Origin of the sequence: Mesorhizobium sp. M0136 (assembly GCF_040322515.1) — a bacterium.
Lineage (GTDB): Bacteria > Pseudomonadota > Alphaproteobacteria > Rhizobiales > Rhizobiaceae > Mesorhizobium.
In genome coordinates this window covers 339200-362218 of sequence record NZ_JAMYTP010000001.1, presented here as the reverse complement: position 1 = coordinate 362218, position 23019 = coordinate 339200, and the positions used below count along the sequence as shown (strand labels likewise).

20 protein-coding genes are annotated in these 23019 nt (G+C 62.3%); 10 read left to right on the top strand and 10 right to left on the bottom strand.

What is annotated here, in order from left to right; translation table 11 throughout:
* Positions 1–11 precede the first annotated feature (11 nt).
* On the bottom strand, positions 12–2291 hold the full coding sequence (locus NKJ35_RS01715) for an NADP-dependent malic enzyme (protein WP_352476062.1): 2280 nt from the start codon (positions 2289–2291) through the stop codon (positions 12–14).
* Between the two features lie 202 nt (positions 2292–2493).
* Between NKJ35_RS01715 and mutS the strand changes: the two genes are divergently transcribed.
* A complete protein-coding gene (gene mutS / locus NKJ35_RS01710; RefSeq protein ID WP_352476081.1) occupies positions 2494–5142 on the top strand; it encodes a DNA mismatch repair protein MutS in 2649 nt (882 codons plus the stop codon).
* Between the two features lie 84 nt (positions 5143–5226).
* Here the strand turns inward: mutS and NKJ35_RS01705 are convergent, their stop codons facing one another.
* The 3 genes from NKJ35_RS01705 to NKJ35_RS01695 form a co-directional block, all read right to left on the bottom strand.
* On the bottom strand, positions 5227–6072 hold the full coding sequence (locus NKJ35_RS01705; RefSeq protein ID WP_352644524.1) for an aldo/keto reductase: 846 nt from the start codon (positions 6070–6072) through the stop codon (positions 5227–5229).
* A gap of 109 nt (positions 6073–6181) precedes the next feature.
* Complete coding sequence (gene copM / locus NKJ35_RS01700; RefSeq protein WP_352455040.1) at positions 6182–6568, bottom strand: CopM family metallochaperone; 387 nt, start codon at positions 6566–6568, stop codon at positions 6182–6184.
* A gap of 42 nt (positions 6569–6610) precedes the next feature.
* Complete coding sequence (locus NKJ35_RS01695) at positions 6611–9115, bottom strand: heavy metal translocating P-type ATPase (protein WP_352644522.1); 2505 nt, start codon at positions 9113–9115, stop codon at positions 6611–6613.
* Between the two features lie 228 nt (positions 9116–9343).
* Between NKJ35_RS01695 and NKJ35_RS01690 the strand changes: the two genes are divergently transcribed.
* The 5 genes from NKJ35_RS01690 to NKJ35_RS01670 all read left to right on the top strand — a co-directional run bounded on the left by NKJ35_RS01690 (position 9344) and on the right by NKJ35_RS01670 (position 16668).
* Positions 9344–12142 (top strand): [protein-PII] uridylyltransferase, encoded by a 2799-nt coding sequence (locus NKJ35_RS01690; protein ID WP_352644520.1) that lies wholly within the window; start codon positions 9344–9346, stop codon positions 12140–12142.
* Between the two features lie 46 nt (positions 12143–12188).
* On the top strand, positions 12189–13787 hold the full coding sequence (gene murJ / locus NKJ35_RS01685) for a murein biosynthesis integral membrane protein MurJ (RefSeq protein ID WP_352644519.1): 1599 nt from the start codon (positions 12189–12191) through the stop codon (positions 13785–13787).
* A 281-nt stretch (positions 13788–14068) separates the two neighbouring features.
* The gene (gene trpS, locus NKJ35_RS01680) at positions 14069–15145 is read left to right on the top strand and encodes a tryptophan--tRNA ligase (protein ID WP_352644518.1); all 1077 of its coding nucleotides are present in this window, start codon (positions 14069–14071) and stop codon (positions 15143–15145) included.
* A gap of 183 nt (positions 15146–15328) precedes the next feature.
* Positions 15329–15820, top strand: a complete 492-nt coding sequence (locus tag NKJ35_RS01675) for a universal stress protein (RefSeq protein ID WP_023717912.1) — start codon at positions 15329–15331, stop codon at positions 15818–15820.
* Positions 15821–16098: 278 nt separating this feature from the next.
* Positions 16099–16668 carry a NifU family protein gene (locus tag NKJ35_RS01670; RefSeq protein WP_023676386.1) on the top strand — a complete coding sequence of 190 codons (570 nt, stop codon included), beginning with the start codon at positions 16099–16101 and terminating at the stop codon, positions 16666–16668.
* Between the two features lie 155 nt (positions 16669–16823).
* Here NKJ35_RS01670 and NKJ35_RS01665 read toward each other — a convergent pair whose 3' ends face one another.
* The 4 genes from NKJ35_RS01665 to NKJ35_RS01650 all read right to left on the bottom strand — a co-directional run bounded on the left by NKJ35_RS01665 (position 16824) and on the right by NKJ35_RS01650 (position 18519).
* A complete protein-coding gene (locus tag NKJ35_RS01665) occupies positions 16824–17441 on the bottom strand; it encodes a L,D-transpeptidase (RefSeq protein WP_254816165.1) in 618 nt (205 codons plus the stop codon).
* A gap of 337 nt (positions 17442–17778) precedes the next feature.
* Positions 17779–17904 (bottom strand): hypothetical protein, encoded by a 126-nt coding sequence (locus NKJ35_RS01660; protein WP_352644516.1) that lies wholly within the window; start codon positions 17902–17904, stop codon positions 17779–17781.
* Positions 17905–18033, bottom strand: coding sequence for a hypothetical protein (locus NKJ35_RS01655; protein WP_352476055.1), 129 nt, complete (start codon positions 18031–18033; stop codon positions 17905–17907). It abuts the gene before it with no gap.
* 159 nt (positions 18034–18192) lie between these two features.
* Positions 18193–18519: a GYD domain-containing protein gene (locus tag NKJ35_RS01650; protein WP_352476054.1), complete on the bottom strand. Its 327-nt coding sequence runs from the start codon at positions 18517–18519 to the stop codon at positions 18193–18195.
* A 153-nt stretch (positions 18520–18672) separates the two neighbouring features.
* On the opposite strand from NKJ35_RS01650, the gene NKJ35_RS01645 reads away from it, so the two are divergent.
* Both NKJ35_RS01645 and NKJ35_RS01640 read left to right on the top strand, forming a co-directional pair.
* Positions 18673–18972: a DUF1330 domain-containing protein gene (locus NKJ35_RS01645; protein WP_023717905.1), complete on the top strand. Its 300-nt coding sequence runs from the start codon at positions 18673–18675 to the stop codon at positions 18970–18972.
* Between the two features lie 201 nt (positions 18973–19173).
* A complete protein-coding gene (locus NKJ35_RS01640; RefSeq protein WP_352644515.1) occupies positions 19174–19335 on the top strand; it encodes a hypothetical protein in 162 nt (53 codons plus the stop codon).
* A 48-nt stretch (positions 19336–19383) separates the two neighbouring features.
* Here NKJ35_RS01640 and NKJ35_RS01635 read toward each other — a convergent pair whose 3' ends face one another.
* Positions 19384–19662 (bottom strand): hypothetical protein, encoded by a 279-nt coding sequence (locus NKJ35_RS01635; protein WP_352644513.1) that lies wholly within the window; start codon positions 19660–19662, stop codon positions 19384–19386.
* Between the two features lie 495 nt (positions 19663–20157).
* Here NKJ35_RS01635 and NKJ35_RS01630 point away from each other — a divergent pair, with 495 nt between their 5' ends.
* Complete coding sequence (locus NKJ35_RS01630; RefSeq protein WP_352644512.1) at positions 20158–21417, top strand: hypothetical protein; 1260 nt, start codon at positions 20158–20160, stop codon at positions 21415–21417.
* 465 nt (positions 21418–21882) lie between these two features.
* Here NKJ35_RS01630 and NKJ35_RS01625 read toward each other — a convergent pair whose 3' ends face one another.
* Entirely contained in the window at positions 21883–22308 is a 426-nt protein-coding gene (locus NKJ35_RS01625) for a transposase (RefSeq protein ID WP_352644511.1), read from the bottom strand.
* A 110-nt stretch (positions 22309–22418) separates the two neighbouring features.
* Here NKJ35_RS01625 and NKJ35_RS01620 point away from each other — a divergent pair, with 110 nt between their 5' ends.
* Positions 22419–22919: an MmcB family DNA repair protein gene (locus NKJ35_RS01620; protein WP_352476080.1), complete on the top strand. Its 501-nt coding sequence runs from the start codon at positions 22419–22421 to the stop codon at positions 22917–22919.
* Positions 22920–23019: the final 100 nt, after the last annotated feature.

The following is a 23019-nucleotide window of genomic DNA, read 5'->3' as shown; positions in this document are numbered from 1 at the left end:
CTACGCGCTCCTCAAGCTCCCGCGCTATACGCCGCGATCGCCGCCATATTGACGATGTCTGAGTCCTTGGCATTGAGCGAGACGATCTGAACCGGCTTGTTCAGGCCGACCAGCAGCGGGCCGATGACGGTCGAGCCGCCGAGCTCCTGCAGCATCTTGGTCGAGATCGAGGCCGAGTGGAAAGCCGGCATGATCAGCACATTGGCCGGACCGGTGAGGCGGATGAACGGATATTGCGCCATGGCGCGGGCGTTGAGCGCCACGTCGGCGGCCATTTCGCCGTCATACTCGAAATCGACGCGGCGCTTGTCGAGGATGCGCACCGCTTCCTGGACGCGCTCGGAGCGCTCGCCCTGCGGATGGCCGAAGGTCGAATAAGCGAGCATGGCGAGCCTCGGCTCGTAGCCCATGCGGCGGGCAAAGCCGGCGGCCTCCTCGGCGATGTCGGCGATCTGTTCAGCATTCGGCATGTCGTGCACGGCGGTGTCGGCAACGAGGACGGTGCGGCCCCGCGCCAGCACGATCGACACGCCGATAACGCAGTGCCCGGGCCTTGCGTCGATGACGCGGCGGATGTCATCGAGGGCCGTCGAATAGTTGCGGGTGACGCCGGTGACGATGCCGTCGGCATCGCCCAGCGCCACCATGCAGGCGGCGAAATGGTTGCGGTCGTTGTTGATCAGCCGCTGGCAGTCGCGGAACAGGAAGCCTTTGCGCTGCATGCGCTCGTAGAGATAGTCGGCGTAGACCGAGTTGCGCCGCGACAGCCGCGCATTGATGATCTCGATGCCTTGCTTGCCGAGGTCGATGCCGGCGTTGCGCGCGTTTTCCTTGATGATGTCGTCGCGGCCGAGCAGGATGGCGGTGCCGAGCCGCTGGTTCACATAGGAGACGGCGGCGCGCATCACCTGCTCCTCCTCGCCCTCGGCAAAGACGATGCGCTTGGGCTGGCGGCGCACCCGGTCGTAGATGCGCTGCAGCGTCGATGCGATCGGGTCGCGGCGGGCGGAAAGCTCCTGCGCGTAGCGGTCCAGATCGAGGATCGGCTTGCGGGCGACGCCGGAGTCCATCGCCGCCTTGGCGACCGCGATCGGGATCGCCGAGATCAGGCGCGGATCGAACGGCACCGGGATGATGTAGTTTGGACCAAATTTCGGCCGCATGCCCTGATAGGCGGCGGCGACGTCGTCGGGCACGTCCTGGCGCGCCAGTTCGGCGAGCGCTTTGGCCGCGGCGATCTTCATGTCGTCGTTGATGGTGGTTGCCCGCACATCGAGCGCGCCGCGGAAGATGTAGGGGAAGCCAAGCACGTTGTTGACCTGGTTGGGATAGTCGGACCGCCCCGTCGCCATGATGGCGTCGGTGCGGATCTCGGCGACCTCCTCCGGCGTGATCTCGGGGTCGGGATTGGCCATGGCGAAGATGATCGGGTTCTTGGCCATCGACTGCACCATCCTGGTGGTCAGCGTGCCCTTGGCCGAGAGGCCGAGGAACACGTCGGCGCCGTCCAGCGCTTCGGCCAGCGAGCGCGCACCGGTTTTCACGGCGTGCGCCGATTTCCACTGGTTCATGCCTTCGGTGCGACCCTGGAAGACCACGCCCTTGGTGTCGCATAGGATGATATTTTCTGGCGCAAAGCCCATCGCCTTCATCAGTTCGATGCAGGCGATGCCGGCAGCGCCGGCGCCGTTGCAGACCATTTTCGTGGTCTTCATGTCGCGGCCGGTGATTTCCAGCGCATTGATCAGGCCGGCGGCCGAAATGATGGCGGTGCCGTGCTGGTCGTCATGGAAGACCGGTATGTCCATCAGCTCGCGCAGCCGCTGCTCGATGATGAAACACTCCGGCGCTTTGATGTCCTCAAGGTTGATGCCGCCGAAGGAGGGGCCGAGAAAACGCACGCAGTTGATGAATTCGTCGGCATCCTCGGTGTCGACCTCGAGATCGATGGAATCGACGTCGGCGAAGCGCTTGAACAGCACCGCCTTGCCTTCCATCACTGGCTTCGAAGCAAGCGCGCCGAGATTGCCGAGGCCAAGGATGGCGGTACCGTTGGAGATGACGGCGACCATGTTGCCGCGAACCGTATAGTCGAAGGCGCGGCTCGGATCCTCGGCGATGGCGAGAACCGGCACGGCAACGCCCGGCGAATAGGCGAGGCTGAGATCGCGCTGCGTCGCCATCGGTTTTGTTGCGACGATCTCCAGCTTGCCCGGACGTCCCATGGCATGGAATTCCAATGCCTCCTGGGCGCTGACGGAGGGCCCGTTGCTTTCGGATTTCTTGGCCATAATGCTTTCGGTTCCTCGCCCGTACGGCACCGCTTGAGATGGGTGCGCATGCTTTCTTTTGTGGAAGGTTCGGGATTAAGGCTACACTTCGCCGCTGTAAACCGCCAAGCATGGCCTGGAAAATTTTGGAAGCAGCTTCTTGAACGACGAGACGCCCATTCGAAGCGACAATGCCACGCCGGCCTTCGCGCCGGCGACGCCGATGATGGAGCAGTATATCGAGATCAAGGCGGCGAACCCGGATTCGCTGCTGTTCTACCGCATGGGCGATTTCTACGAGCTGTTCTTCGACGACGCCGAGAAAGCAAGCCGGGCGCTCGGCATCGTGCTGACCAAGCGCGGCAAGCACCAGGGGCTCGACATCCCGATGTGCGGCGTGCCGGTGCATGCCGCCGACGATTATCTGCAGAAGCTGATCGGCCAGGGGTTCCGCGTCGCCGTCTGCGAGCAGATCGAGGATCCGGCGGAGGCCAGGAAGCGCGGCGGCAAATCGGTGGTGCGCCGCGACGTGGTGCGGCTGGTAACGCCCGGCACCATCACCGAAGACAAATTGCTGGCGCCGTCGGAATCGAGTTTTCTGATGGCGCTGGGACGGGTCAAGGGCGGGGTCGAGCATTCCTTTGCCTTGGCTTGGATCGAGATCTCGACCGGTGTCTTCCGCGTCGCCGAGACCACCGCCGACCGGCTGCTCGCCGATGTCTTCCGCGTCGACCCGCGCGAGCTGATCGTCGCCGAGCCGGTGTTTTACGACCCGGAGCTGAAACCGGTCTTCGACGTGCTCGGCCGCGTCGCCAGCCCGCAGCCGCCGTCGCTGTTCGATTCGGCTTCGGCCGCCGGCCGCATCGCCCGCTTCTTCGAGGTGGCGACCCCCGACAGTTTCGGCTCGTTTTCGCGCGCCGAGCTGTCGGCGATCTCTGGCGTCATCGCCTATGTCGAAAAGACGCAGAAAGCCGAGCGGCCGCCGCTGTCGCGACCGGAGCGCGAGGAGCAGGGCTCGACGCTGTTCATCGACCCGGCGACGCGCGCCAACCTGGAACTGCTGCACACGCTGTCCGGCAGCCGCGACGGATCGCTGTTCAAGGCGATCGACCGCACGGTGACCGGCGGCGGTGCAAGGCTGCTCGCCGACCGGCTGATGGCGCCGCTGACCGATCCGGCGGCAATCGCTGCAAGGCTGGACTCGGTGTCGTTCTTCCGCTCCGAGACGCGCCTTTGCCAGGCGGTGCGGGCAAGCCTGAAAAGCGTTGCCGACATGCCGCGCGCGCTGTCCAGGCTGGCGCTCAACCGCGGCGGCCCGCGCGACCTCGGCGCGCTGCGCGCCGGTTTCGAAGCGGCCGGCGCCATCGCCGAACTGTTCGGCCAAATCGCCTTGCCGGGCGAACTGGCCGCGGCGTTGGGAGCTATCAAGACGCTGCCCAATGAACTGGCGGCGCATCTGGCGCAGGCGCTGAGCGACGAGCTGCCGTTGCTCAAGCGCGACGGCGGCTTCGTCCGCGGCGGCTACCACGCCGAACTCGACGAGATGCGGGCGTTGCGCGACGAGTCGCGAAAAGTGATCGCCGGGCTGGAGCGCTCGCTGATCGACGAGACCGGCATCCGCTCGCTGAAGATCAGGCACAACAATGTGCTGGGCTATTATATCGAAGTCACCGCCAATCATCATGCGCTGATGACCGGCAGCGACGGCGCCAGGGCGCGCTTCATCCATCGCCAGACCATGGCCAACGCCATGCGCTTCACCACCACCGAACTCGCCGAGCTGGAAACCAAGATCGCCAATGCGGCCGACCGGGCGCTGGCGATCGAGCTTGCCGCTTTCGAGGCGCTGACGGCGCAAGTGGTCGGCCACGCCGACAGGATCCGTGCCGGCGCCGAAGCGCTCGCCGTGCTCGACGTTTCGGCCGCACTTGCCTTGCTTTCCGAGAGCGAGGCCTGGTGCCGGCCGTTGGTCGATGCGAGCCTTGCCTTCGAGATTTCGGGCGGACGCCACCCGGTGGTCGAACAGGCGCTGCGACGTTCCGGCGAAGGCCCGTTCGTCGCCAATGATTGCGATCTGTCGCCGCAAGGCGATGCCAAGACCGGCGCGATCTGGCTGCTGACCGGCCCCAATATGGGCGGCAAGTCGACCTTCCTCAGGCAAAACGCGCTGATTGCCATCCTTGCCCAGACCGGCTCTTTCGTGCCCGCGGCATCAGCCCATATCGGCGTCGTCGATCGGTTGTTTTCGCGGGTCGGCGCCTCCGACGACCTGGCGCGCGGCCGCTCGACTTTCATGGTCGAGATGGTCGAGACGGCGGCGATCCTCAACCAGGCAGGCGAGCGCGCACTGGTCATCCTCGACGAGATCGGCCGCGGCACCGCCACTTTCGACGGCCTGTCGATTGCCTGGGCGGCGGTCGAATATCTGCACGAGAAGAACCGCTGCCGGGCGATCTTCGCCACGCATTTCCACGAAATGACGGCGCTGGCCGGGAAACTTGCACGGCTCCACAACGTCACCATGCGGGTCAAGGAATGGGAAGGCGACGTGGTTTTCCTGCACGAGGTCGGCAAGGGTGCGGCCGACCGTTCCTACGGCGTCCAGGTGGCGCGGCTGGCCGGCCTGCCGGAAGCCGTCGTCGGCCGGGCCAAGGAAGTGCTGCACCAGCTCGAAGCCGGCGAGGTCTCGGGCAAGGCCAACCGTCTGGTCGACGACCTGCCGCTGTTTTCGGTGGCGGCGCAGCGGGAAGCGTCGAAGCCGGCGAAGAGTGATGGGCTGGGTTTGGCGCTAGCGGAGATCAATCCCGACGAGATGACGCCAAGGGAGGCGCTGGAGGCGCTGTACAGATTGAAGGGGATGCTGGCGAAGTAGGGCTTCTGCAATCGGAGCGGCGTCGGCGAAACCGCCAATCTCCCCCTCGAGGGACCCACGAGGGGGAGATTGGCAGCTTCACCCTCAAATCATCGCCAAGCCCGACTTCCGCCTCGGCGGTGGGAAGGCGCGGTCGATTTCGGCGAAATCTTCGCTCGTGAGCTCGATGTCCAACGCCGCGACATTCTGCCGGACATGCTCCGGGCGGCTGGCCTTCGGAATGGCGATCACGCCCTCCTGCGCCATCACCCATGCAAGTGCGATCTGCGCCGGCGTCGCACCGTGGCGGGCGGCGATGGCATCTAACCTGGCGTTGCGCGCCAATACCCCCTGATCGACCGGCGAATAGGCCATCAGCGGCATGCCGCGTTGCCGGCTCCACGGGGCGAGGTCGAACTCGACGCCGCGCTGCGACAGATTGTAGAGCACCTGATTGATCTGGACGTTGCCGCCGGCCGGCAACCGAACCAGCTCTTCCATCTCATCGGTATCGAAATTGCTGACGCCCCAATGGCGGATCTTGCCGGCCGCCTTCAACGCTTCGAACGCCTCTACCGTTTCCATCAAAGGAACGCTGCCCGGCCAATGCAAGAGATAGAGATCGATGCGGTCGGTGGCGAGATGCCTCAGCCTGTTCTCGCAGGCCCGTTTCACGCCGGCGCGCGAGGCATTGGACGGCAGCACTTTGGAGACCAGGAAAACCTCGTCGCGGTGCCCGGCGATGGCCTCCGCCACCACCTGCTCGGCACCGCCGCTGGCATACATTTCGGCGGTGTCGATCAGCGTCATGCCGAGATCCAGCCCGAGCTTCAGGGCATTGGCCTCGTCGGCGCGGCGGCGGCCGTCCTCGCCCATCTTCCAGGTGCCCTGGCCGAGCACCGGCACGGCTTCGCCGCAGGGCAGGGTGGTCGTTCTTATCGTCGATGCCATGGCATGCTCCAGTCCGAGGCCCGGATAGCACCATAGCCGCCAAGGGAAATCCAGGTGAAGCAGAAATCCAGGTGAAGCCTCTCGCCCGGATTCCCCGACAGCGTGACGCCTACTTCACCGGATGGGCGGCGAGCCAGTCCTGCATCTGCTTGATCTCGGCTTGCTGCGCGGCGATCACTGCTTCCGCCAGCTTGCGGATTTCCGGATCCTTGCCATTGGCGAGCTCGATCTTGGCCATATCGATGGCCGCCTGGTGATGCGGGATCATGCCGCGGGCGAAATCGACATCGGCATTGCCGGAATATTCGATTGCCATCATGTCGGTATGCATCTTGTCCATCGCCGCCTTGTAGCCCTCGGTCGAGGGGCTCTGCGCGCCCATTGCGCCCATGTCGTGCTTCATCTCCTCGGCTTGTGCCGGAACGCTTTCGAGGAAAACAGCAAGCAGCATTCCCGCCGCCATCATCAGCAGCACGATCTTCTTGGCCAAGGTCATTCATCGTCTCCTTTTTGAACAGGGTCTATCTGGAAGTTTTACTCAGAGTTTCAACGTCCTGAGCCGCAATGCGTTGGCGATGACCGAAACCGAAGACAGGCTCATCGCCGCCGCCGCGAGCATCGGCGACAACAGCGTGCCGGTGAGCGGATAGAGCACGCCGGCAGCGACCGGCACGCCAAGCACATTGTAGAGGAAAGCGAAAAACAGGTTCTGGCGGATGTTGCGGATCGTCGCGCGGGCCAGCGTCCTGGCCCTGACGATGCCGTTGAGATCGCCCTTGACCAGCGTTATTCCCGCGCTTTCGACCGCAACATCGGCGCCTGTGCCCATCGCGATGCCGACATCGGCGGCGGCAAGTGCGGGCGCATCGTTGACGCCATCGCCGGCCATGGCGACGCCCGCACCGCCGGCACGCAATTCCTCGACCAGCGCGTTCTTCTGTTCGGGCAAAAGCCCGGCACGCACCGCGTCGATGCCGAGCTTGGCGGCGATGGCCTTGGCGGTGCGCTCATTGTCGCCGGTCGCCATGACGATCTTCAGCCCGCTGTCATGCAGGGCCCTGATCGCCTCGGCGGTGGTCGCCTTGATCGGATCGGCGACGGCAACGAGGCCGGCGAGCTTGCCTGCGACAGCGACGAACATCGCGGTCTTGCCGTCGGCCTGCAGCGCCTCGGCGCTGGCCAGGACCGAAGCCGTCTCGATGCCGAGATCGGCCATCATCGCGGCATTGCCGAGCGCCACTTTCTGTCCCGAGACCGTGCCGGAAACGCCCTTGCCGGTGACGGCCTCGAAACCGCTCGCGTCGGGGACCTTCACGTCGCGTTCGTGGGCGCCGTCGACGATAGCCTCGGCCAGCGGATGCTCCGAGCCTTTTTCCAGCCCGGCGGCGAGCGCCAGCAGCTCGTCCTGTGCCATACCCTCGACGGCGACGACGTCGGTCAGTCGCGGCCGGCCTTCGGTCAGCGTTCCCGTCTTGTCGACGATCAGCGTATCGACCGAGGCAAAGCGTTCGAGCGCCGCCGCTTCCTTGATCAGCACGCCGGCATGCGCGCCGCGTCCGGTGGCGGTCATGATCGACATGGGCGTGGCAAGGCCGAGCGCACACGGACAGGCAATGATCAGCACCGAGACTGCCGCGACGATGGCAAAGACCAGGCTGGGTTGCGGTCCGATGATCGCCCAGGCGACGAACGCAATGATCGCGACCAGCACGACGGCCGGGACGAAGTAGAACGAGACGCGGTCGGCCAGCCCCTGGATCGGTGCGCGTGAACGCTGCGCCTTGGCGACCAACTCGACGATGCGTGCCAGCGTCGTCTCGGCGCCGATCTTATCGGCGCGCATGACCAGCGAGCCGTTCTTGTTGAGCGTGCCGCCGGTGAGGTTGTCGCCCTCGGTCTTTTCGACCGGCAGCGGCTCGCCCGTGATCATCGATTCGTCGATGGAAGAGCGCCCTTCGAGCACGATGCCGTCGACCGGCACGGCGTCACCTGGGCGGATGCGCAGGCGGTCGCCGGCCTTGACCGTATCGAGCGGCACGTCGTTTTCGGAACCGTCCGCGCCGATCAGCCGCGCCGTCGTCGGCGCCAGGTCGAGCAGCGCCCGGATCGCCGAGCCGGTTTTCTCGCGGGCGCGCAATTCCAGCACCTGGCCGAGGAACACCAGCGCGACGATTACCGCCGCCGCCTCGAAATAGACCGGCACGGTGCCGTCATGGCCGCGGAACTGGTGTGGAAAGAGGCCCGGAAACAGTGTGGCGACGATGCTGTAGAGATAGGCGGCGCCGACGCCGAGCGAAATCAGCGTCCACATATTGGGGCTGCGGTTGAGGATCGAATCCCAGCCGCGGTGGAAGAACGGGAATGCCGCCCACAGCACCACCGGGCTGGCCAGCGCCAGTTCCAGCCAGACCTTCGCGCGGTCGTCGATGAAGGCCTGGAACGTCAGGCCGAGCATCGGTGCCATGGCGATGACCAGCAACGGCACGGACAGCACTGCGCTCACCCAGAAGCGCCTGGTGAAGTCGACCAGTTCCGGGTTCGGACCCTCGTCGCCGTTAGGCACCCCTATCGGCTCCAGCGCCATGCCGCAGATCGGGCAGGAGCCGGGCTTGTCGCGGATGATCTCCGGGTGCATCGGGCAGGTGTATTGCGTACCCTTGGGCATCGCCTGCGGCGCCGGCCTGTCGCCGAGATACTTTGCCGGCTCGGCCTCGAACTTCGCCTGGCAAGCGGCGGAGCAGAAATAAAAACCCTGGCCCTCGTGCCGCAAAAAGTACCTGGCCGTGGCGCGGTCGACGCTCATGCCGCAGACGGGATCGTTGGCCGTCAGGTATTTTTCCGGCTCGGCGATGAATTTCGAGCGGCAGCTTTCGCTGCAGAAATGATAGCGATGGCCGTCATGCTCGGCGGTCGGCTTGCCGGCAGCCGGATCTACGGTCATGCCGCAGACCGGATCGCGGACGACGGCGTCCGCAGCAGAGGTGGCGCCTTTTGCCGAGCAACAGCTGCCATGGGCGTGATGATGGTGGTCGGAATGCGTCATGCCGAAAGCCCCTGTATTTCGATGTTGCGGCGGAGGTAGTGCTTCCAGTAACTGGAAGGTCAAGGGCCGATTTTCGATTTTTCGCAGCCAATCCCAAACCGAACCGGCTGCGGGCACGAGACGATCGTCCAGTTCCACCGCTGCGGAGAACGCGTCCGTCAGCCCCATACCCAGCGCCGCGAAAACGCGCTATAGACGCCGCCGAAACGGCGAGGCCGAACGGCATCTATGGCAAGAATATCACTGAAGCTCGAGGAATTGGTCGACGGCGAGGCCTTGCGTCGCGAGATGACCGAAGTGACCGCGGCCACGGCAGGCGACGGTTCGGGCAAGGCCGCGCGCAGCGGTGTTCTCAAGCTCCTCAAAAGCCAACTCGCCGACGGCCGCACGGTCGCCGAACGCATGCTGATGGACGACGGCAGCGGCACCGCCTGCGCCGCCCGGCTGTCGCATCTGATGGACGAGATCATCCGCGCGCTCTACGATTTCGCCGCCACCCACGTCTATCGCGTGAAAAACCCGTCATCCGCCGAGCGCATGGCGGTCGTCGCCGTCGGCGGCTACGGCCGCGGCACGCTGGCGCCGGGCTCCGACATCGATCTCCTGTTCCTGCTGCCCTACAAGCAGACGCCGTGGGGCGAGCAGATTGTCGAATACATGCTCTACATGCTGTGGGATCTGGGGCTGAAGGTCGGCCACGCCACGCGCAACATCGACGAATGCCTCAGGCTGTCGCGCACCGACGTCACCATCCGCACCTCGATCCTGGAAGCGCGTTTCCTATGGGGCGAGCAAAAACTCTATGACGAGCTTTTGCAGCGCTTCGACCACGAAGTGGTGCGCACCACCGGCCCCGAATATGTCCAGGCCAAGCTCGCCGAACGCGACGAGCGCCACGCCAAGGCCGGCGAGAGCCGCTATCTGGTCGAACCGAACGTCAAGGACGGAAAGGGCGGCCTGCGCGACCTGCAGACGCTGTTCTGGATCGGCAAATATTTCTACCGGGTGCGCACCGGCGAGGAACTGGTCGACAAGGGTGTCTTCACCGACGCCGAATACAGGGAATTCCAGAAGGCCGAGGACTTCCTGTGGGCGGTGCGCTGCCACATGCATTTCCTCACCGGCAAGGCCGAGGAGCGGCTGCATTTCGACATCCAGCGCGACATTGCCGAGCGGCTCGGCTACACCACCCATCCCGGCCTGTCGGCGGTCGAGCGCTTCATGAAGCACTACTTCCTCGTCGCCAAGGACGTCGGTGACCTGACCCGCATTTTCTGCGCCGCGCTCGAGGAGGAGCAGGCCAAGCATGTGCCGGGCTTCAACCGCATTTTCCTCACCTTCTCGCGGCGCAAACGCAAGCTCGCCGGCACGGCCGACTTCATCGTCGACAATCACCGCATCAACATTGCCGACGACGAGGTGTTCGAGCGCGATCCGGTCAACCTGCTCAGGCTGTTCTGGTTTGCCGACAGGCACGGCCTGGAATTCCACCCCGATGCGCTGAAGCTTCTCACCCGTTCGCTCGGCCTCGTCGGCAAGGCGCTCAGGCGCGACGAGGAGGCCAACCGGCTGTTCCTCGATATCTTGACCTCGGACCGCAACGCCGAGCTCAACTTGCGGCGCATGAACGAGGCCGGATTGCTTGCTAAGCTAATCCCGGACTTCGGCAAGATCGTCGCCATGATGCAGTTCTCGATGTACCACCACTACACGGTGGACGAGCATTTGATCCGCTGCATCGGCGTGCTGGCCGAGATCGAACGCGGTGACGGCGAAAAGGTCCATCCGCTCTCCCACTCGCTGATGCCGGGGCTGAAGAAGAGCCGCGAGGCGCTCTATGTCGCCGTGCTGCTGCATGACGTCGCCAAGGGCAGGCCGGAGGACCATTCGCAAGCCGGCGCCAGGATCGCCCGGCGCATCTGCCCGCATATGGGGCTCTCGCCGGCCGACACCGAAACGGTCGCCTGGCTGGTCGAGAACCACCTCGTCATGTCGATGACGGCGCAGACCCGCGATCTCAACGACCGCAAGACGATCGAGGATTTTGCCGCCATCGTGCAGTCGGTCGAACGGCTGAAGATGCTTTTGGTGCTTACCGTTTGCGATATTCGTGGCGTCGGGCCTGGGGTCTGGAACGGCTGGAAGGGCCAGTTGCTGCGCACGCTCTACTACGAGACCGAGCTTTTGTTGACCGGCGGGTTTTCGGAGGTGTCGCGCGCCAAACGGACGGCGGCGGCGCGCGAACAACTCGCCGAAGCGCTTGCCGACTGGCCGGAAAAGGCCCGCAAGCGTTATGTCGGCCAGCACTACGAGAACTATCTGCTGGCGGTCGATCTTCCCGACCAGCTCCGCCATGCCGAATTCATCCGCGAAGCCGACCATGCCGGCAAGAAGCTCGCCACCATGGTGAAAACCCACCAGTTCGAGGCGGTGACCGAGATCACCGTGCTGGCGCAGGACCATCCGCGCCTGCTCTCGGTGATTGCCGGCGCCTGTGCTGCGGCCGGCGGCAACATCGTCGACGCGCAGATCTTCACCACCTCGGATGGTCGGGCGCTCGACACCATCCTGATCTCGAGGGAGTTCGACCGCGACGAGGATGAGCGCCGCCGTGCCGAGCGCGTCGGCCGGCTGATCGAGGACGTGCTGTCGGGCAAGAGCTGGCTGCCTGAAATGATCGAGAAGCGCACCAAGCCGCGGCGCGGCGCCAAGGTTTTCCGTATCCCGCCACGTGCCGAGATCCGCAACACCCTGTCGAACCGGTTCTCGGTGATCGAGGTCGAGGGGCTGGATAGGCCGGGCCTTCTGTCGGAGATCACCGGCATGTTGTCGGACCTGTCGCTCGACATCGCCTCGGCCCACATCACCACCTTCGGCGAAAAGGTTATCGACACGTTCTACGTCACCGATCTCACCGGCCAGAAGATCGACAGCCCGTCGCGTACGGCGACCATCCGCAACAGGCTGATCGCGGTGCTCGAGGGCACGGCGTCCGAGCGCGGCAAGACCAAAACGGCCGCCGAGTGACTGTCACCTTCCATTTGCCCCAATTCCACAGGCAGTCTTCAAGCGCATGAGCCTTGTCAAGAAATTCGCCACGGTCGCTTCCGGCACGCTGATGAGCCGGGCCCTCGGCTTCGGCCGCGAGATGCTGATGGCCGCCGCACTCGGCACCGGGCCGATCGCCGACGCCTTCAACGCCGCCTTCCAGTTCCCCAACACCTTTCGCCGGCTGTTCGCCGAAGGCGCCTTCAACGCCGCCTTCGTGCCGCTGTTCGCCAAGGAGATCGAGACGCACGGCACCGACGGCGCCAAGCGTTTTTCCGAAGAGGTGTTCGGCGTCTTGTTCACGGCGCTTCTGGCGCTGACCATTGCCATGGAACTGGCGATGCCGCTGATCGTGCGCTACCTGGTGGCGCCGGGCTTTGCCGACACGCCGGGAAAATTCGAAACTACGGTGGCACTGGCGACCGTCATGTTCCCCTACCTGATCTGCATGTCGCTCGGCGCCATGATGGCCGGCATGCTGAATTCGCTGCGCCGCTATTTCGCCGCCGCGGTGGCGCCGGTGTTCCTCAACGTCATCCTCATCGCCGTGCTAGCCTATGCCTGGTACAAGGGTTCGGACGCCCGCACCGTTGGTTTCGGCCTGGCCTGGGGTGTGCTGGCGGCCGGCCTGGTGCAACTGGCGATCGTCTGGGCGGCGGTGCGCCATGCCGGCATCTCGATCGGCTTCCGCCGGCCGAAGATGACGCCGAACGTCAAGCGGCTGCTGATCCTGGCGCTGCCGGCGGCGATCACCGGCGGCATCACCCAGATCAACCAGCTGATCGGCACCGCGATCGCGTCGGCGCAGGACAGCGCGGTGTCGTCGCTGGCCTATGCCGACCGCGTTTACCAGCTGCCGTTGGGCGTCGTCGGCGTCGCCGTCGCCATCGTGCTTCTGCCGGAACTGTCGCGGGCGCTGAAGTCAGGCAATCTGGGCGAAGCCGCCAATCTGCAGAACCGCTCGGTCGAGTTCACCTTGTTCATGACCTTGCCGGCGGCGGCCGCCCTGCTGGTCATGTCCGAGCCGATCGTGCGGCTGGTCTATGAGCGCGGCGCCTTCGCCGCCAACAATTCGACGCCGACGGTCGCGGCAATACTGGCGATCTTCGGCCTTGGCCTGCCGGCCTTCGTGCTGATCAAGGCGTTCACCCCAGGCTATTTCGCCCGCGAGGACACGCGCACACCGATGATTTTTGCCGCCATCTCGGTGGCGGTTAACATTACGACGGCGCTGACGCTGTTTCCGACGATGGGCGCGCCCGGCATTGCCGTTGCCTCCGCCGTCGCCGGCTGGGTCAATGCGGCGATGCTGCTCGCCGTGCTGATCCGGCGCGGCCATTGGGGCCGCGACGTGCCGCTCATGAAACGCATCCCGCGGCTGGTGCTGTCGGCGGCGGTGATGGCCGCGGCGCTCTATTTTGCCGAACACTGGTTCGCCGCAAGTCTCGGCTCCGGCTCGCCGCTGGTGATCAAGGCGGTAACCCTGCTTGCGCTCGTCGCCGGCGGGGCGCTGCTTTACTTCGTCACCGCCTTCGCCACCGGCGGCGCCGATTTCGGCATGATCCGCCGCAATATCGGGAGGAAGGCGTCCCAGCCGGTCAAGGAGCAATCTCCGGATCCGTGAGGGGGAAAATTCATCAGCGCCAATTTTGTTCTTGCTTTGTGCCGGCAGCTATGCTACTAATCTCTGTATGGTGCTAATTGGCTCCAACGACCCGCCCACCGAGGCGGGTTTTTATTTCTGGTCGGCGCCATCCCTCAAACAGCCTTCTGTTCGGCCGACGTCAAAGCCTGCGCGCCCTGGCCAACGCCCCTCTTGATCGTCTCCTCGCTCTCGTCCATAAGCGCGCCGTCGCAAGACTTTCGCCGCGCGCGAAACGGCCCTCCACAAGCCAGGGAAACACCATGACCGATCAGCCCGCCTTCAAACCGCTCGTCTTTTCCGGCGTCCAGCCAACCGGCAATCTGCATCTCGGCAATTATCTCGGCGCCATCAAGAAATTCGTCGCCCTGCAGGACACCTCCGACTGCATCTACTGCGTCGTCGACCTGCATTCGCTGACCGCACAGCTCGTCCATGAGGATCTGCAGGACCAGACGCGGTCGATCACCGCGGCGTTTCTCGCCTCCGGCATCGACCCGACCAAGCACATCGTCTTCAACCAGTCGCGGGTGATGCAGCACGCCGAGCTTGCCTGGATCTTCAACTGCGTGGCGCGCATCGGTTGGATGAACCGCATGACGCAGTTCAAGGACAAGGCCGGCAAGGACCGCGAGAACGCCTCGCTCGGCCTGCTCGCCTACCCCTCCCTGATGGCCGCCGACATCCTCGTCTACCGCGCCACCCACGTGCCGGTCGGCGACGACCAGAAGCAGCATCTGGAGCTGACCCGCGACATCGCGCAGAAATTCAACAACGACTTTTCGGACCGCATCGCAGCGCTTGGCGTCGGCGTCGAGATGCAGGTCGGCGAAGAGAGGGTGAACGGCTATTTCCCGCTGACCGAGCCGGTCATCGGCGGCCCGGCGGCACGCATCATGTCGCTGCGCGACGGTTCGAAGAAGATGTCGAAGTCCGACCCGTCGGACCTGTCGCGCATCAACCTGACCGACGATGCCGACGCCATCTCGAAGAAGATCCGCAAGGCCAAGACCGACCCGGAGGCTTTGCCCGGCGAACTGGACGGCCTTGCCGGCCGGCCGGAAGCGGAGAACCTCGTCGGCATCTATGCCGGCCTCGCCGAAATATCGAAAGAGGCGGTGCTGCAAGAGTTCGGCGGCCAGCAGTTTTCGGTGTTCAAGCCGGCGCTTGCCGATCTCGCCGTGGAAAAGCTGGCGCCGATCGCCGGTGAGATGCGCCGCATCTCCGGCGACCGCGCCTATGTCGACGCGGTGCTGCGGGATGGCGGCGAGCGTGCCGGCACATTGGCCGAAGCGACCATGAAGACCGTGCGCGACATTATCGGCCTGCTGCAAGGCTGATGCATGTCGCGCAAAGTGTGTAGCGGTTTGCGATAACGACATGCATAAAACAAGAACCTGAAGCGCGTCGCTGGTCGAACGCGACGCGCTTCAAGCCGCACCAATATCGCCACCGCCGCCTGTCGCTTGCGGGCGGGCTGTGGCGGTGGCAGATTGCGACCGAAACCATCGAACAGGGTGAATATGGTCTCCAAACGCCTCAGCCGCGAAGCCGGTCATCGCCGTAAGTTCCTGGCGATCATCGACGACACGCCGGAATGCGAGCGCGCCGTCGCCTATGCCTCGAAGCGGGCGCAAAGCACGGGCGGCGTGCTGGTGCTGCTCTATGTCATCGAGCCGGATGATTTCCAGCACTGGCTGGGCGTCGAGAAGATCATGCGCGAGGAGGCGACCGCCACGGCGCGTGCCGCACTCGACAGCTATGCCAACAAGGTGCGCCAGAAGCTCGGCATCGAGCCGGAACTGGTGGTGCGCGAAGGCAAGCCGACCGAAGAGATTCACAAGCTGATCGAGGAAGACCAGGACATCGCCATCCTGGTGCTGGCGGCAGGCGCCGGCAAGGAGGGGCCGGGGCCGCTGGTCGGCGCGGTCGCCGGCAAGGGCGCCGCCTTTCCGATTCCCGTCACGGTGGTGCCGCAGAACCTGTCGGACGAAGAGATCGACAGCCTCGCCTGAGATGCGCTGATATTCAGGTGAGGCCGGCCTGCAATTGGCGGCTTCCTGCGCTTCCGGTGCTCACGTACCAAAAGTACGCTCCGCTCCGGTTCTCGGAACCCATCATTTTCGGCTCGGCCTGACCTGAATCTCAACACATCTCCAAGCGTTTCAGGGCGCTAGCAAAACATTCCGCCAGCCAGCCGTTCCCGGCGATGGCTTTCGCTTGAATGTCGGGCGGATAAAGCCTAATTAGAACTATTCCAAACTAGCTGCCCGAAACGGGCACGGAGACGGCCATGTTCATCCAGACCGAGTCGACGCCAAACCCGGCGACGCTGAAATTCCTGCCCGGCAAGGAAGTGCTGCAAGAAGGCACCGCCGATTTCCGCGATGCCGACAGTGCCGCGACGGCTTCGCCGCTGGCCGGCCGGCTGTTCGAGATTCCCGGCGTCACCGGCGTCTTCTTCGGCTATGATTTTATCACCGTGACCAAGGACGGCCCCGACTGGCAGCATCTGAAGCCGGCTATCCTCGGCGCCATTATGGAGCATTTCATGTCCGGCGCCCCGGTGATGGCCAAGGCCGGCCCCGCCGCCGAGACCAGCCAGACCGGCGAATTCTACGACAAGGCCGACGAGGAGCTGGTCGTCACCATCAAGGAGCTGCTCGACACGCGGGTGCGCCCGGCCGTGGCCCAGGATGGCGGCGACATCACCTTCCGTGGCTTCGAGAACGGCACAGTGTTCCTGCACATGAAGGGCGCCTGCGCCGGCTGCCCGTCGTCGACGGCGACGCTGAAGCACGGCATCCAGAACCTGCTCCGGCACTTTGTGCCGGAAGTGCAGCACGTCGAACAGGTCTCCTGATGCGCCGTTCCATTGTCAACATCGATAGACAACAAAAAACCGGGCAAAAGTGCCCGGTTTTCTGTTTGCGACGTCTGTGTGTTGCCTAGACGGTCCGCGTATAAAGCTCTTCTTGTCTGACCATGGTCTTGTCCGAAATCCCACTGATCATGGTCTTACAGAACGATGACCTTGGCGCCGACCGAGGTGCGGTCGTAGAGGTCGATAATGTCCTGGTTCATTAGCCGGATGCAGCCCGACGACATCGCCTTGCCGATCGAATTCCATTCCGGGCTGCCATGCAGGCGGTAGCCCATGTCGCCGCCCTTGTTGAACAGGTACATGGCGCGCGCGCCGAGCGGGTTCTTCAACCCCGGCTCCATGCCGCCGGCGAACTTGGCCAACTCCGGCTGCCGCTTGATCATCTGCGAAGGCGGTGTCCAGGTCGGCCATTCGCGCTTCAGCGCGATACGGGCGGTGCCGTGCCATTCGAAACCCTCACGGCCGACGCCGATGCCGTAGCGCATCGCCTGGCCGTCGCCCATGACGAAGTAGAGAAACTTGTTCTGCGTATCGACGATGATGGTGCCCGGCTTTTCCTTGGTGTCGTAGTCGACGATCTGCCGGCGGTATTTGAACGGCACCTTTTCGATCGGAACGCGCGGCAGGTGATAGCCGGCATCGGTCACCGCGCCGTAATTGTTAGTGAAGATCTGCGAGCCGATGGTGCTGCAACCGGCGACAGCCGTCGACAGCGCCAGGGCCGCGACGATTGCAAGTGACTTCATGCGCATGAAAAGGTCCGATGCCCTGCCCAAACTACAGCGGCTCGAGTCGGCCGCTTTTTCATCTTCATTCATGCTGGCATTTGCTTTGCTTGCCAAGCGGGCGATGCCTATATCCTTGGGCTTGCGTGCTGGTAAACCTGCGACTATGGTATTTCGGCAACAGCCCCCGCAGGATTATGTTGCAAAATCAATGGGCCAAGAACAAGAACCAGGAGACGAGGACATCACCGTGAATGTCGGTGACGCTGCCTGGCGCTCCGGCCTGCGGCCAAGACCATACGTTGCTACGAGGAGATCGGCCTGAGACGCGGCCGCCGCAGGAGATAATCCTGACGGGCCGGGTTCAATAAAGGACGCCGCGAAGCACGGTCCAAGCCAGAAGCCCGAACGTGCCAATCACCACCAATGCGCCAAGGACCGTGCCGATCTTTTCAGGCAGTCCATCGGGGCGACCAGGATTGTCGGCCATTCAACTATCGATCATGACGTAGGCGGCACCAAACACGGCAACGATGATTGCCCCAAGCACCGCCCATCCTCTGATGGCTGAGCGGATTTCCTCCGGCGTCGCTGATTTCCGGACGTCATCTTCCGTCATCTAATGCTCCTCGTAGAATCCATGGTCGACATTGAAAGCGCAAGCTGCCGGCGCTGCCAAGAGCCGCAGCGGACTGTTTTGCGCAAAAGTTTAGGAACGTGCGCCGTTCGCGAGCAAGCGTTACCTAGCCTTCCACATTCCGCAAAGCGCGGGCGGCGGTCACGATCCCGGTGGGCGATACCGGATCGACTTCGCTTTCCCAAGCGCCTCCATCGTCTCTTCGACACTTAGCAGCACGGTGGTCTCGTACGAGCTGAGTGCGCCGCCGGCGCCAATGGCAAGCATGACCGATGCCATCGACACGTTGTCCGGCGCCTCCCACAGGTTCCAGCCATCGTACTCTCCGAAGGCATACCAGAACCCGTGCAGCTTTCCGCCGACCGACTCGATGTAGGACCGGGCAGCCTCGCGTCTATCCTCGGGATTATCCATCAAGCGCGCCCAGGTTTCGGGCCTGTAGCTGAATCGCGTGAGATACATCGGCATGGTTCGTCTCCTCCCAGAGCTGCCCCCACGAGGATAGTTAAGCGCCGCAATCCGGGAGAAGGCGAGTCGTTTCCGAGGCGTAGTACCGCTGGCTTAGTTGCGGGGCCGCTAATAGACCTGTTTCAATTGCCTTTCCCAAGGGGAGTAAGGTCAATGGCCGCATATCTTATTGCCGATGTCGACATAACCGACGCCGCCGTTTTCGAGGAATACCGCCGGGATGTGCCGGCAACCGAAGCCCGCTATGGGGGGAGGTACATCGCTCGCGGCGGAGCCACCAAAGTTCTGGAAGGCGATTGGGAACCTCATCGCCTCGTCATTGTCGAGTTCCCTGACATGGCTTCCCTCCTGGCATGGTACGACTCTCCAGAATACGGCCGCCTCAAAGCCATCCGCGAACGCTGCGCGAAAACCAGGATCATTGCTCTCGAGGGCATGATGCCGGTTAGCTGAGGGCCGGGTTTCAATGAGGTAATCGCCCTCAAAAGGCGATTATATATTTGATAGACCCGGCATCTTGTAGGAATATAATCCGTAAATCCGGTATCCGACTAAAGGACCGAGGAGATGGGAATTACCTGTGTCCGGCAGGGCAGCCGAACGGAAAAGACTAGCGATGCTGTTGAGGGCAGGATTCGCCGAGCTGGACCTGTTGTGACCATTACCTTTGATACCAGCGGTATGGAGCGGGGAACACACTGGTCCGTCCAAATCGATGCCGAAAGCTTTGAGAAATTGGCCTTGGCAATGGCGAAGGCCGCACCGGACGTGGCAGCCAAAGCTTTTGAAACGGCACTGGGCGCTACCCACCCTTAGGGGAATGGCGGGCGGCAACTCAAAGAGCCGCCGCTCGTTGTCAATTTGTTAGGCGACGTTTGCCCATGCTTTGACAAGGGCATTTCCATCGACAAGGAATTTCGTCCATGCCGCACTCTTGGCTTCGATCACCATTAGAAGGTCCTCGGGACCGAGAATGGTTTTCACCCGATCACGAAGCTCCGCAGCCGTACCGCGATAATCAACCCACCATACTGTTTCGAGGATTCGGCCCCGGTTTGCGACCAGCGCCTTCAGGAAATCGTCCATCTCCTTGTGAGACGGACGAGGGCCGTTCACGTCATACGTAATAACGAAGTTCGCCATTCCAAAAGTTCCTTTGTCTGGAGCCTTTGGGCGGGTTGACAGCGAATCGCTGGAGAGGCATTTTGCCCCTGTGTCGCCGATCTGCCACAAACCCGACCAAAGGTTTTGCGGTTATCGACACGGAGCCGGGGTGCCAGCCCCGGCTTTGTCGTATCGAGAATCAGCATTTGCTGATCTATCGGAAACTAAAGGCGACTCGTTTTCTGCCGTCAACGCCAAGATGTCAGGATTGTTCAGTATGGAGCCATATCCTGACTCGCCGACATGAATCTTGGGGAAAAGCGGCTACTAGGCGGGCTTGTTCTTTGGTTTGTCGTCCTTCGGCAGCAGCGGCGCCTTGCCGTCCTTAGGATGCGCCCCCTTCTCCACTTTCTTCAACACGCGGTCGAAGGCTTCCTCTGACAGTCAGTTTCCAGTTCGCGGGCCGCTTCTTTGAATTTCTCCAATTGACTTTGTTTTGTAGCTGCCATTGTTTACGTCTCCGGGGGGGGCAGGATGCAAGAAATTGAAGCTCAACAAAAGCTCAAACCATTTTTGGATAGTAACCCAAAATCGGGAGTGAAGAAACTAACACTGTCCGGCGAGGACGTTCTCGCGGTTGTCAATCCGTGGGGAGACCCCGCGCTAATTATCAGTCTTGAGGACGACGACGACGCAATTATTCCGGCGCTTAACAGCCTTGTTTTCCCGGAGCGGCTTTCCGCGATTTTCCATGTCGGAAGCAAGCAACTTGAGGTTCTTTGGACCGCTTTTGCGCTAAGCCAGAATAATAGTCAGGTATTTGGTCGTTCGTTCGAATTTTACTATAACAATAAGACGTATAATTGCGGCTTCCGAAAAGCCAGCGACGAATTGTTGACTATCTCTGGTGCAATGAAGCCGATTGGCGCGTCCGAAAACGGATATCGAAACACTCTATCGTTTATCAATTATCGCATGTCTCTGGAACTTGATGAAGAATTGGACAAGCGTTTCGGCACGCCGTCATGTTTTTACATAGATGGAATTGATTACTCAGAAGATACGATAGTTGAGTTCTTGAATTGCCTGAATTTCTATATGTCTTACTATGATGCATTGACCCCCCGCGTCATAATCCACCCGCCGCAGCTGCCAAAAGCCCTTAGTGAAGTAGGGATTCGATATCGTTACGACAAATTCCCTGCGCTGATTTCGGCCCGCCCCTTGGATCCAGAATTGCTTCAATTCTGGGGCGCAACGGACAATGCGGAGCCGGCACGTAAGTTTCTTTATGCCTACCGCATCATAGAGCATTCTGCTTTTTTCTTCGTCGAAAGCGCTCCTAAAATCGCCGTCAGAAAAGCGCTGATGATGCCTCACGCACTCGACGATATCAGCGGTACGGCTGACCGCGTGCTGGCGGCAGTCAGGTCTTCAACGATAAATGAGTATCAGCGTTTCGAATCCGTCATGGCGAAGGCTGTAGACCCGCAGATTCTTTGGAAGTTCATCGAAGTCAACGTTGAAATGTTCTCCAAGACCGAGACGTTTGACGGCGGTTTTGAGATCGGCGCCCTTATCGCAGGCACCCAGAGCAAAGACGATTTTATGAACAATGGTGTTCGGAATATCTGCAATTCGGCCCGCAAAATACGAAACGCCCTTGCCCACGGTCGCGAAGACAAGAACGCAACGGTCATTCTCCCCACTAGATCGAATTATGAGAAACTTCGCCCATGGTCCAACCTGATTGTTAGGGCGGCCGGAGAAATTATTCTATACGAGCACGCCTAGCGGGAATACGGTTTCAATTCGTTAACCTATTTGCAAAGGGTTTTCTTGTATGGCATGGTCTCAGCAACTATGTTGAGGGCAACTTAGTTTCGCTCCGAAGGGCAATACGGAGAACACGTCAATGACCATTGGTGGTTAAAGAAACCCGCCCCTCACAAGGGCGGGTTTCGCGTTTCATGGCCGCTTCCTTTTCGCCTTTTGGTATTTCCAGAGGCGAAGGCTCAGTTGACAGGCTTGCGATAGTGTTCCTTCTTGGCCTCAAGCAGGTTGCCGGTACGCAAGGCGCTTGCCCTTGGCACCCTTCAAGGCAATGAGCGAGCGAATGTTGTCCTCAATGCTCATGGCCGAACAGTTCGAATAGCGGAAATCGAAACTCTGCCAGCGTAACCACGGTGTTCTTGTGGGCGCCGCCGCCACGCTTCACCGGGGTGTCAGTCAAGCGACCGATATAAGGTCTCGTCCACTTCAACAAACTTGCCGTTGCGGCCCAAGCGGGGTGAAGTCATCCGAGCGCATGGCTTCGCGAATGCGGTGCGACAAGGAACCAAGCCGCCTTGTAGGTGCATTCGAGAACGCGGTGCAACTGGAAATGCCCTTCATTGACGAACACATGAGGTGGATGGCCTGCAACCACTTGTGCAGGGGCAGGTGGCTTTCCTCGAAGATCGTGCCCATGCGAACTGTGAACTGGCCACGGCAAGCCGAGCACTGTACAGGCTCAACGCCGTTCGGGTTCTTCTTGGAAGACTTGGAGCGGACGCCGGCCAGCTTGTAATGCTTGTCCATTGATCCGCAGTGATGGCAGACGGAACCCTGCGGCCACAGCATACCCTCTACATGCTCAAATGCGGCGGCTTCGTCGTAGAAGTAGGGGCGGGACAAAACGGACATGGCGATAACTTCTTGGATTCGTTATCGCTCATCCCGTTGGGGTTTGTCGAATATATAACCGCCGCAAAAACCGGGTTCAAACCGTGAACAAAATCTGGCATGGTGCGGCCATGCCGATCATCTCACCGATTCCCCTCAACCCGCTCATCGACGGCCGCCAGTCGGAGCGTGCCATGCTGGTCAGGCGTGGCGTGCAGCGTCTGCTCAAGGACATGGGCGCGCATGTCTTGCCCGAACTGTCGCTGGCCACCGGGCGGCGCGCCGACCTCGTGGCGCTGACCCGCCAGGGCGACATCTGGATCATCGAGATCAAATCCTCGCTCGAGGATTTCAGGGTCGACCGCAAATGGCCGGACTACCGGGTGCATTCCGACCGCTTGTTCTTCGCCACCCATCCCGGCGTACCCCAGGAAATCTTTCCGGAAGAATGCGGCTTCATTCTCTCCGACGGCTATGGTGCCGAGATTTTGCGCGATGCGCCCGAGCACCGCATGGCGGCGGCAACACGCAAGGCGCTGATGCTGAGGATCGCGCGCGCCGGTGCCGCGCGGCTGCTGGCGGCGGAACTTGCGGGTGTGTCGGTGCCGGCGCTGGAGGGTGAAAGCGAGTAGGATTTCGTTCGCCGTAATGGAGGGTTGCGCTACCCGGCTGCCGCAACCTGCTCCCGTGCACCGCAGCGGATTCTTGCGACGAAGACCCCCACCCCTAGCC

What these genes read in the sequence shown, in the direction of transcription:
- NKJ35_RS01715 (WP_352476062.1), bottom strand. Translation starts at nt 2,291, where the DNA reads ATGGCCAAGAAATCCGAAAGCAACGGGCCCTCCGTCAGCGCCCAGGAG.
- mutS (WP_352476081.1), top strand. Translation starts at nt 2,494, where the DNA reads ATGATGGAGCAGTATATCGAGATCAAGGCGGCGAACCCGGATTCGCTG.
- NKJ35_RS01705 (WP_352644524.1), bottom strand. Translation starts at nt 6,072, where the DNA reads ATGGCATCGACGATAAGAACGACCACCCTGCCCTGCGGCGAAGCCGTG.
- copM (WP_352455040.1), bottom strand. Translation starts at nt 6,568, where the DNA reads ATGACCTTGGCCAAGAAGATCGTGCTGCTGATGATGGCGGCGGGAATG.
- NKJ35_RS01695 (WP_352644522.1), bottom strand. Translation starts at nt 9,115, where the DNA reads ATGACGCATTCCGACCACCATCATCACGCCCATGGCAGCTGTTGCTCG.
- NKJ35_RS01690 (WP_352644520.1), top strand. Translation starts at nt 9,344, where the DNA reads ATGGCAAGAATATCACTGAAGCTCGAGGAATTGGTCGACGGCGAGGCC.
- murJ (WP_352644519.1), top strand. Translation starts at nt 12,189, where the DNA reads ATGAGCCTTGTCAAGAAATTCGCCACGGTCGCTTCCGGCACGCTGATG.
- trpS (WP_352644518.1), top strand. Translation starts at nt 14,069, where the DNA reads ATGACCGATCAGCCCGCCTTCAAACCGCTCGTCTTTTCCGGCGTCCAG.
- NKJ35_RS01675 (WP_023717912.1), top strand. Translation starts at nt 15,329, where the DNA reads ATGGTCTCCAAACGCCTCAGCCGCGAAGCCGGTCATCGCCGTAAGTTC.
- NKJ35_RS01670 (WP_023676386.1), top strand. Translation starts at nt 16,099, where the DNA reads ATGTTCATCCAGACCGAGTCGACGCCAAACCCGGCGACGCTGAAATTC.
- NKJ35_RS01665 (WP_254816165.1), bottom strand. Translation starts at nt 17,441, where the DNA reads ATGCGCATGAAGTCACTTGCAATCGTCGCGGCCCTGGCGCTGTCGACG.
- NKJ35_RS01660 (WP_352644516.1), bottom strand. Translation starts at nt 17,904, where the DNA reads ATGGCCGACAATCCTGGTCGCCCCGATGGACTGCCTGAAAAGATCGGC.
- NKJ35_RS01655 (WP_352476055.1), bottom strand. Translation starts at nt 18,033, where the DNA reads ATGACGGAAGATGACGTCCGGAAATCAGCGACGCCGGAGGAAATCCGC.
- NKJ35_RS01650 (WP_352476054.1), bottom strand. Translation starts at nt 18,519, where the DNA reads ATGCCGATGTATCTCACGCGATTCAGCTACAGGCCCGAAACCTGGGCG.
- NKJ35_RS01645 (WP_023717905.1), top strand. Translation starts at nt 18,673, where the DNA reads ATGGCCGCATATCTTATTGCCGATGTCGACATAACCGACGCCGCCGTT.
- NKJ35_RS01635 (WP_352644513.1), bottom strand. Translation starts at nt 19,662, where the DNA reads ATGGCGAACTTCGTTATTACGTATGACGTGAACGGCCCTCGTCCGTCT.
- NKJ35_RS01630 (WP_352644512.1), top strand. Translation starts at nt 20,158, where the DNA reads ATGCAAGAAATTGAAGCTCAACAAAAGCTCAAACCATTTTTGGATAGT.
- NKJ35_RS01625 (WP_352644511.1), bottom strand. Translation starts at nt 22,308, where the DNA reads ATGTCCGTTTTGTCCCGCCCCTACTTCTACGACGAAGCCGCCGCATTT.
- NKJ35_RS01620 (WP_352476080.1), top strand. Translation starts at nt 22,419, where the DNA reads ATGCCGATCATCTCACCGATTCCCCTCAACCCGCTCATCGACGGCCGC.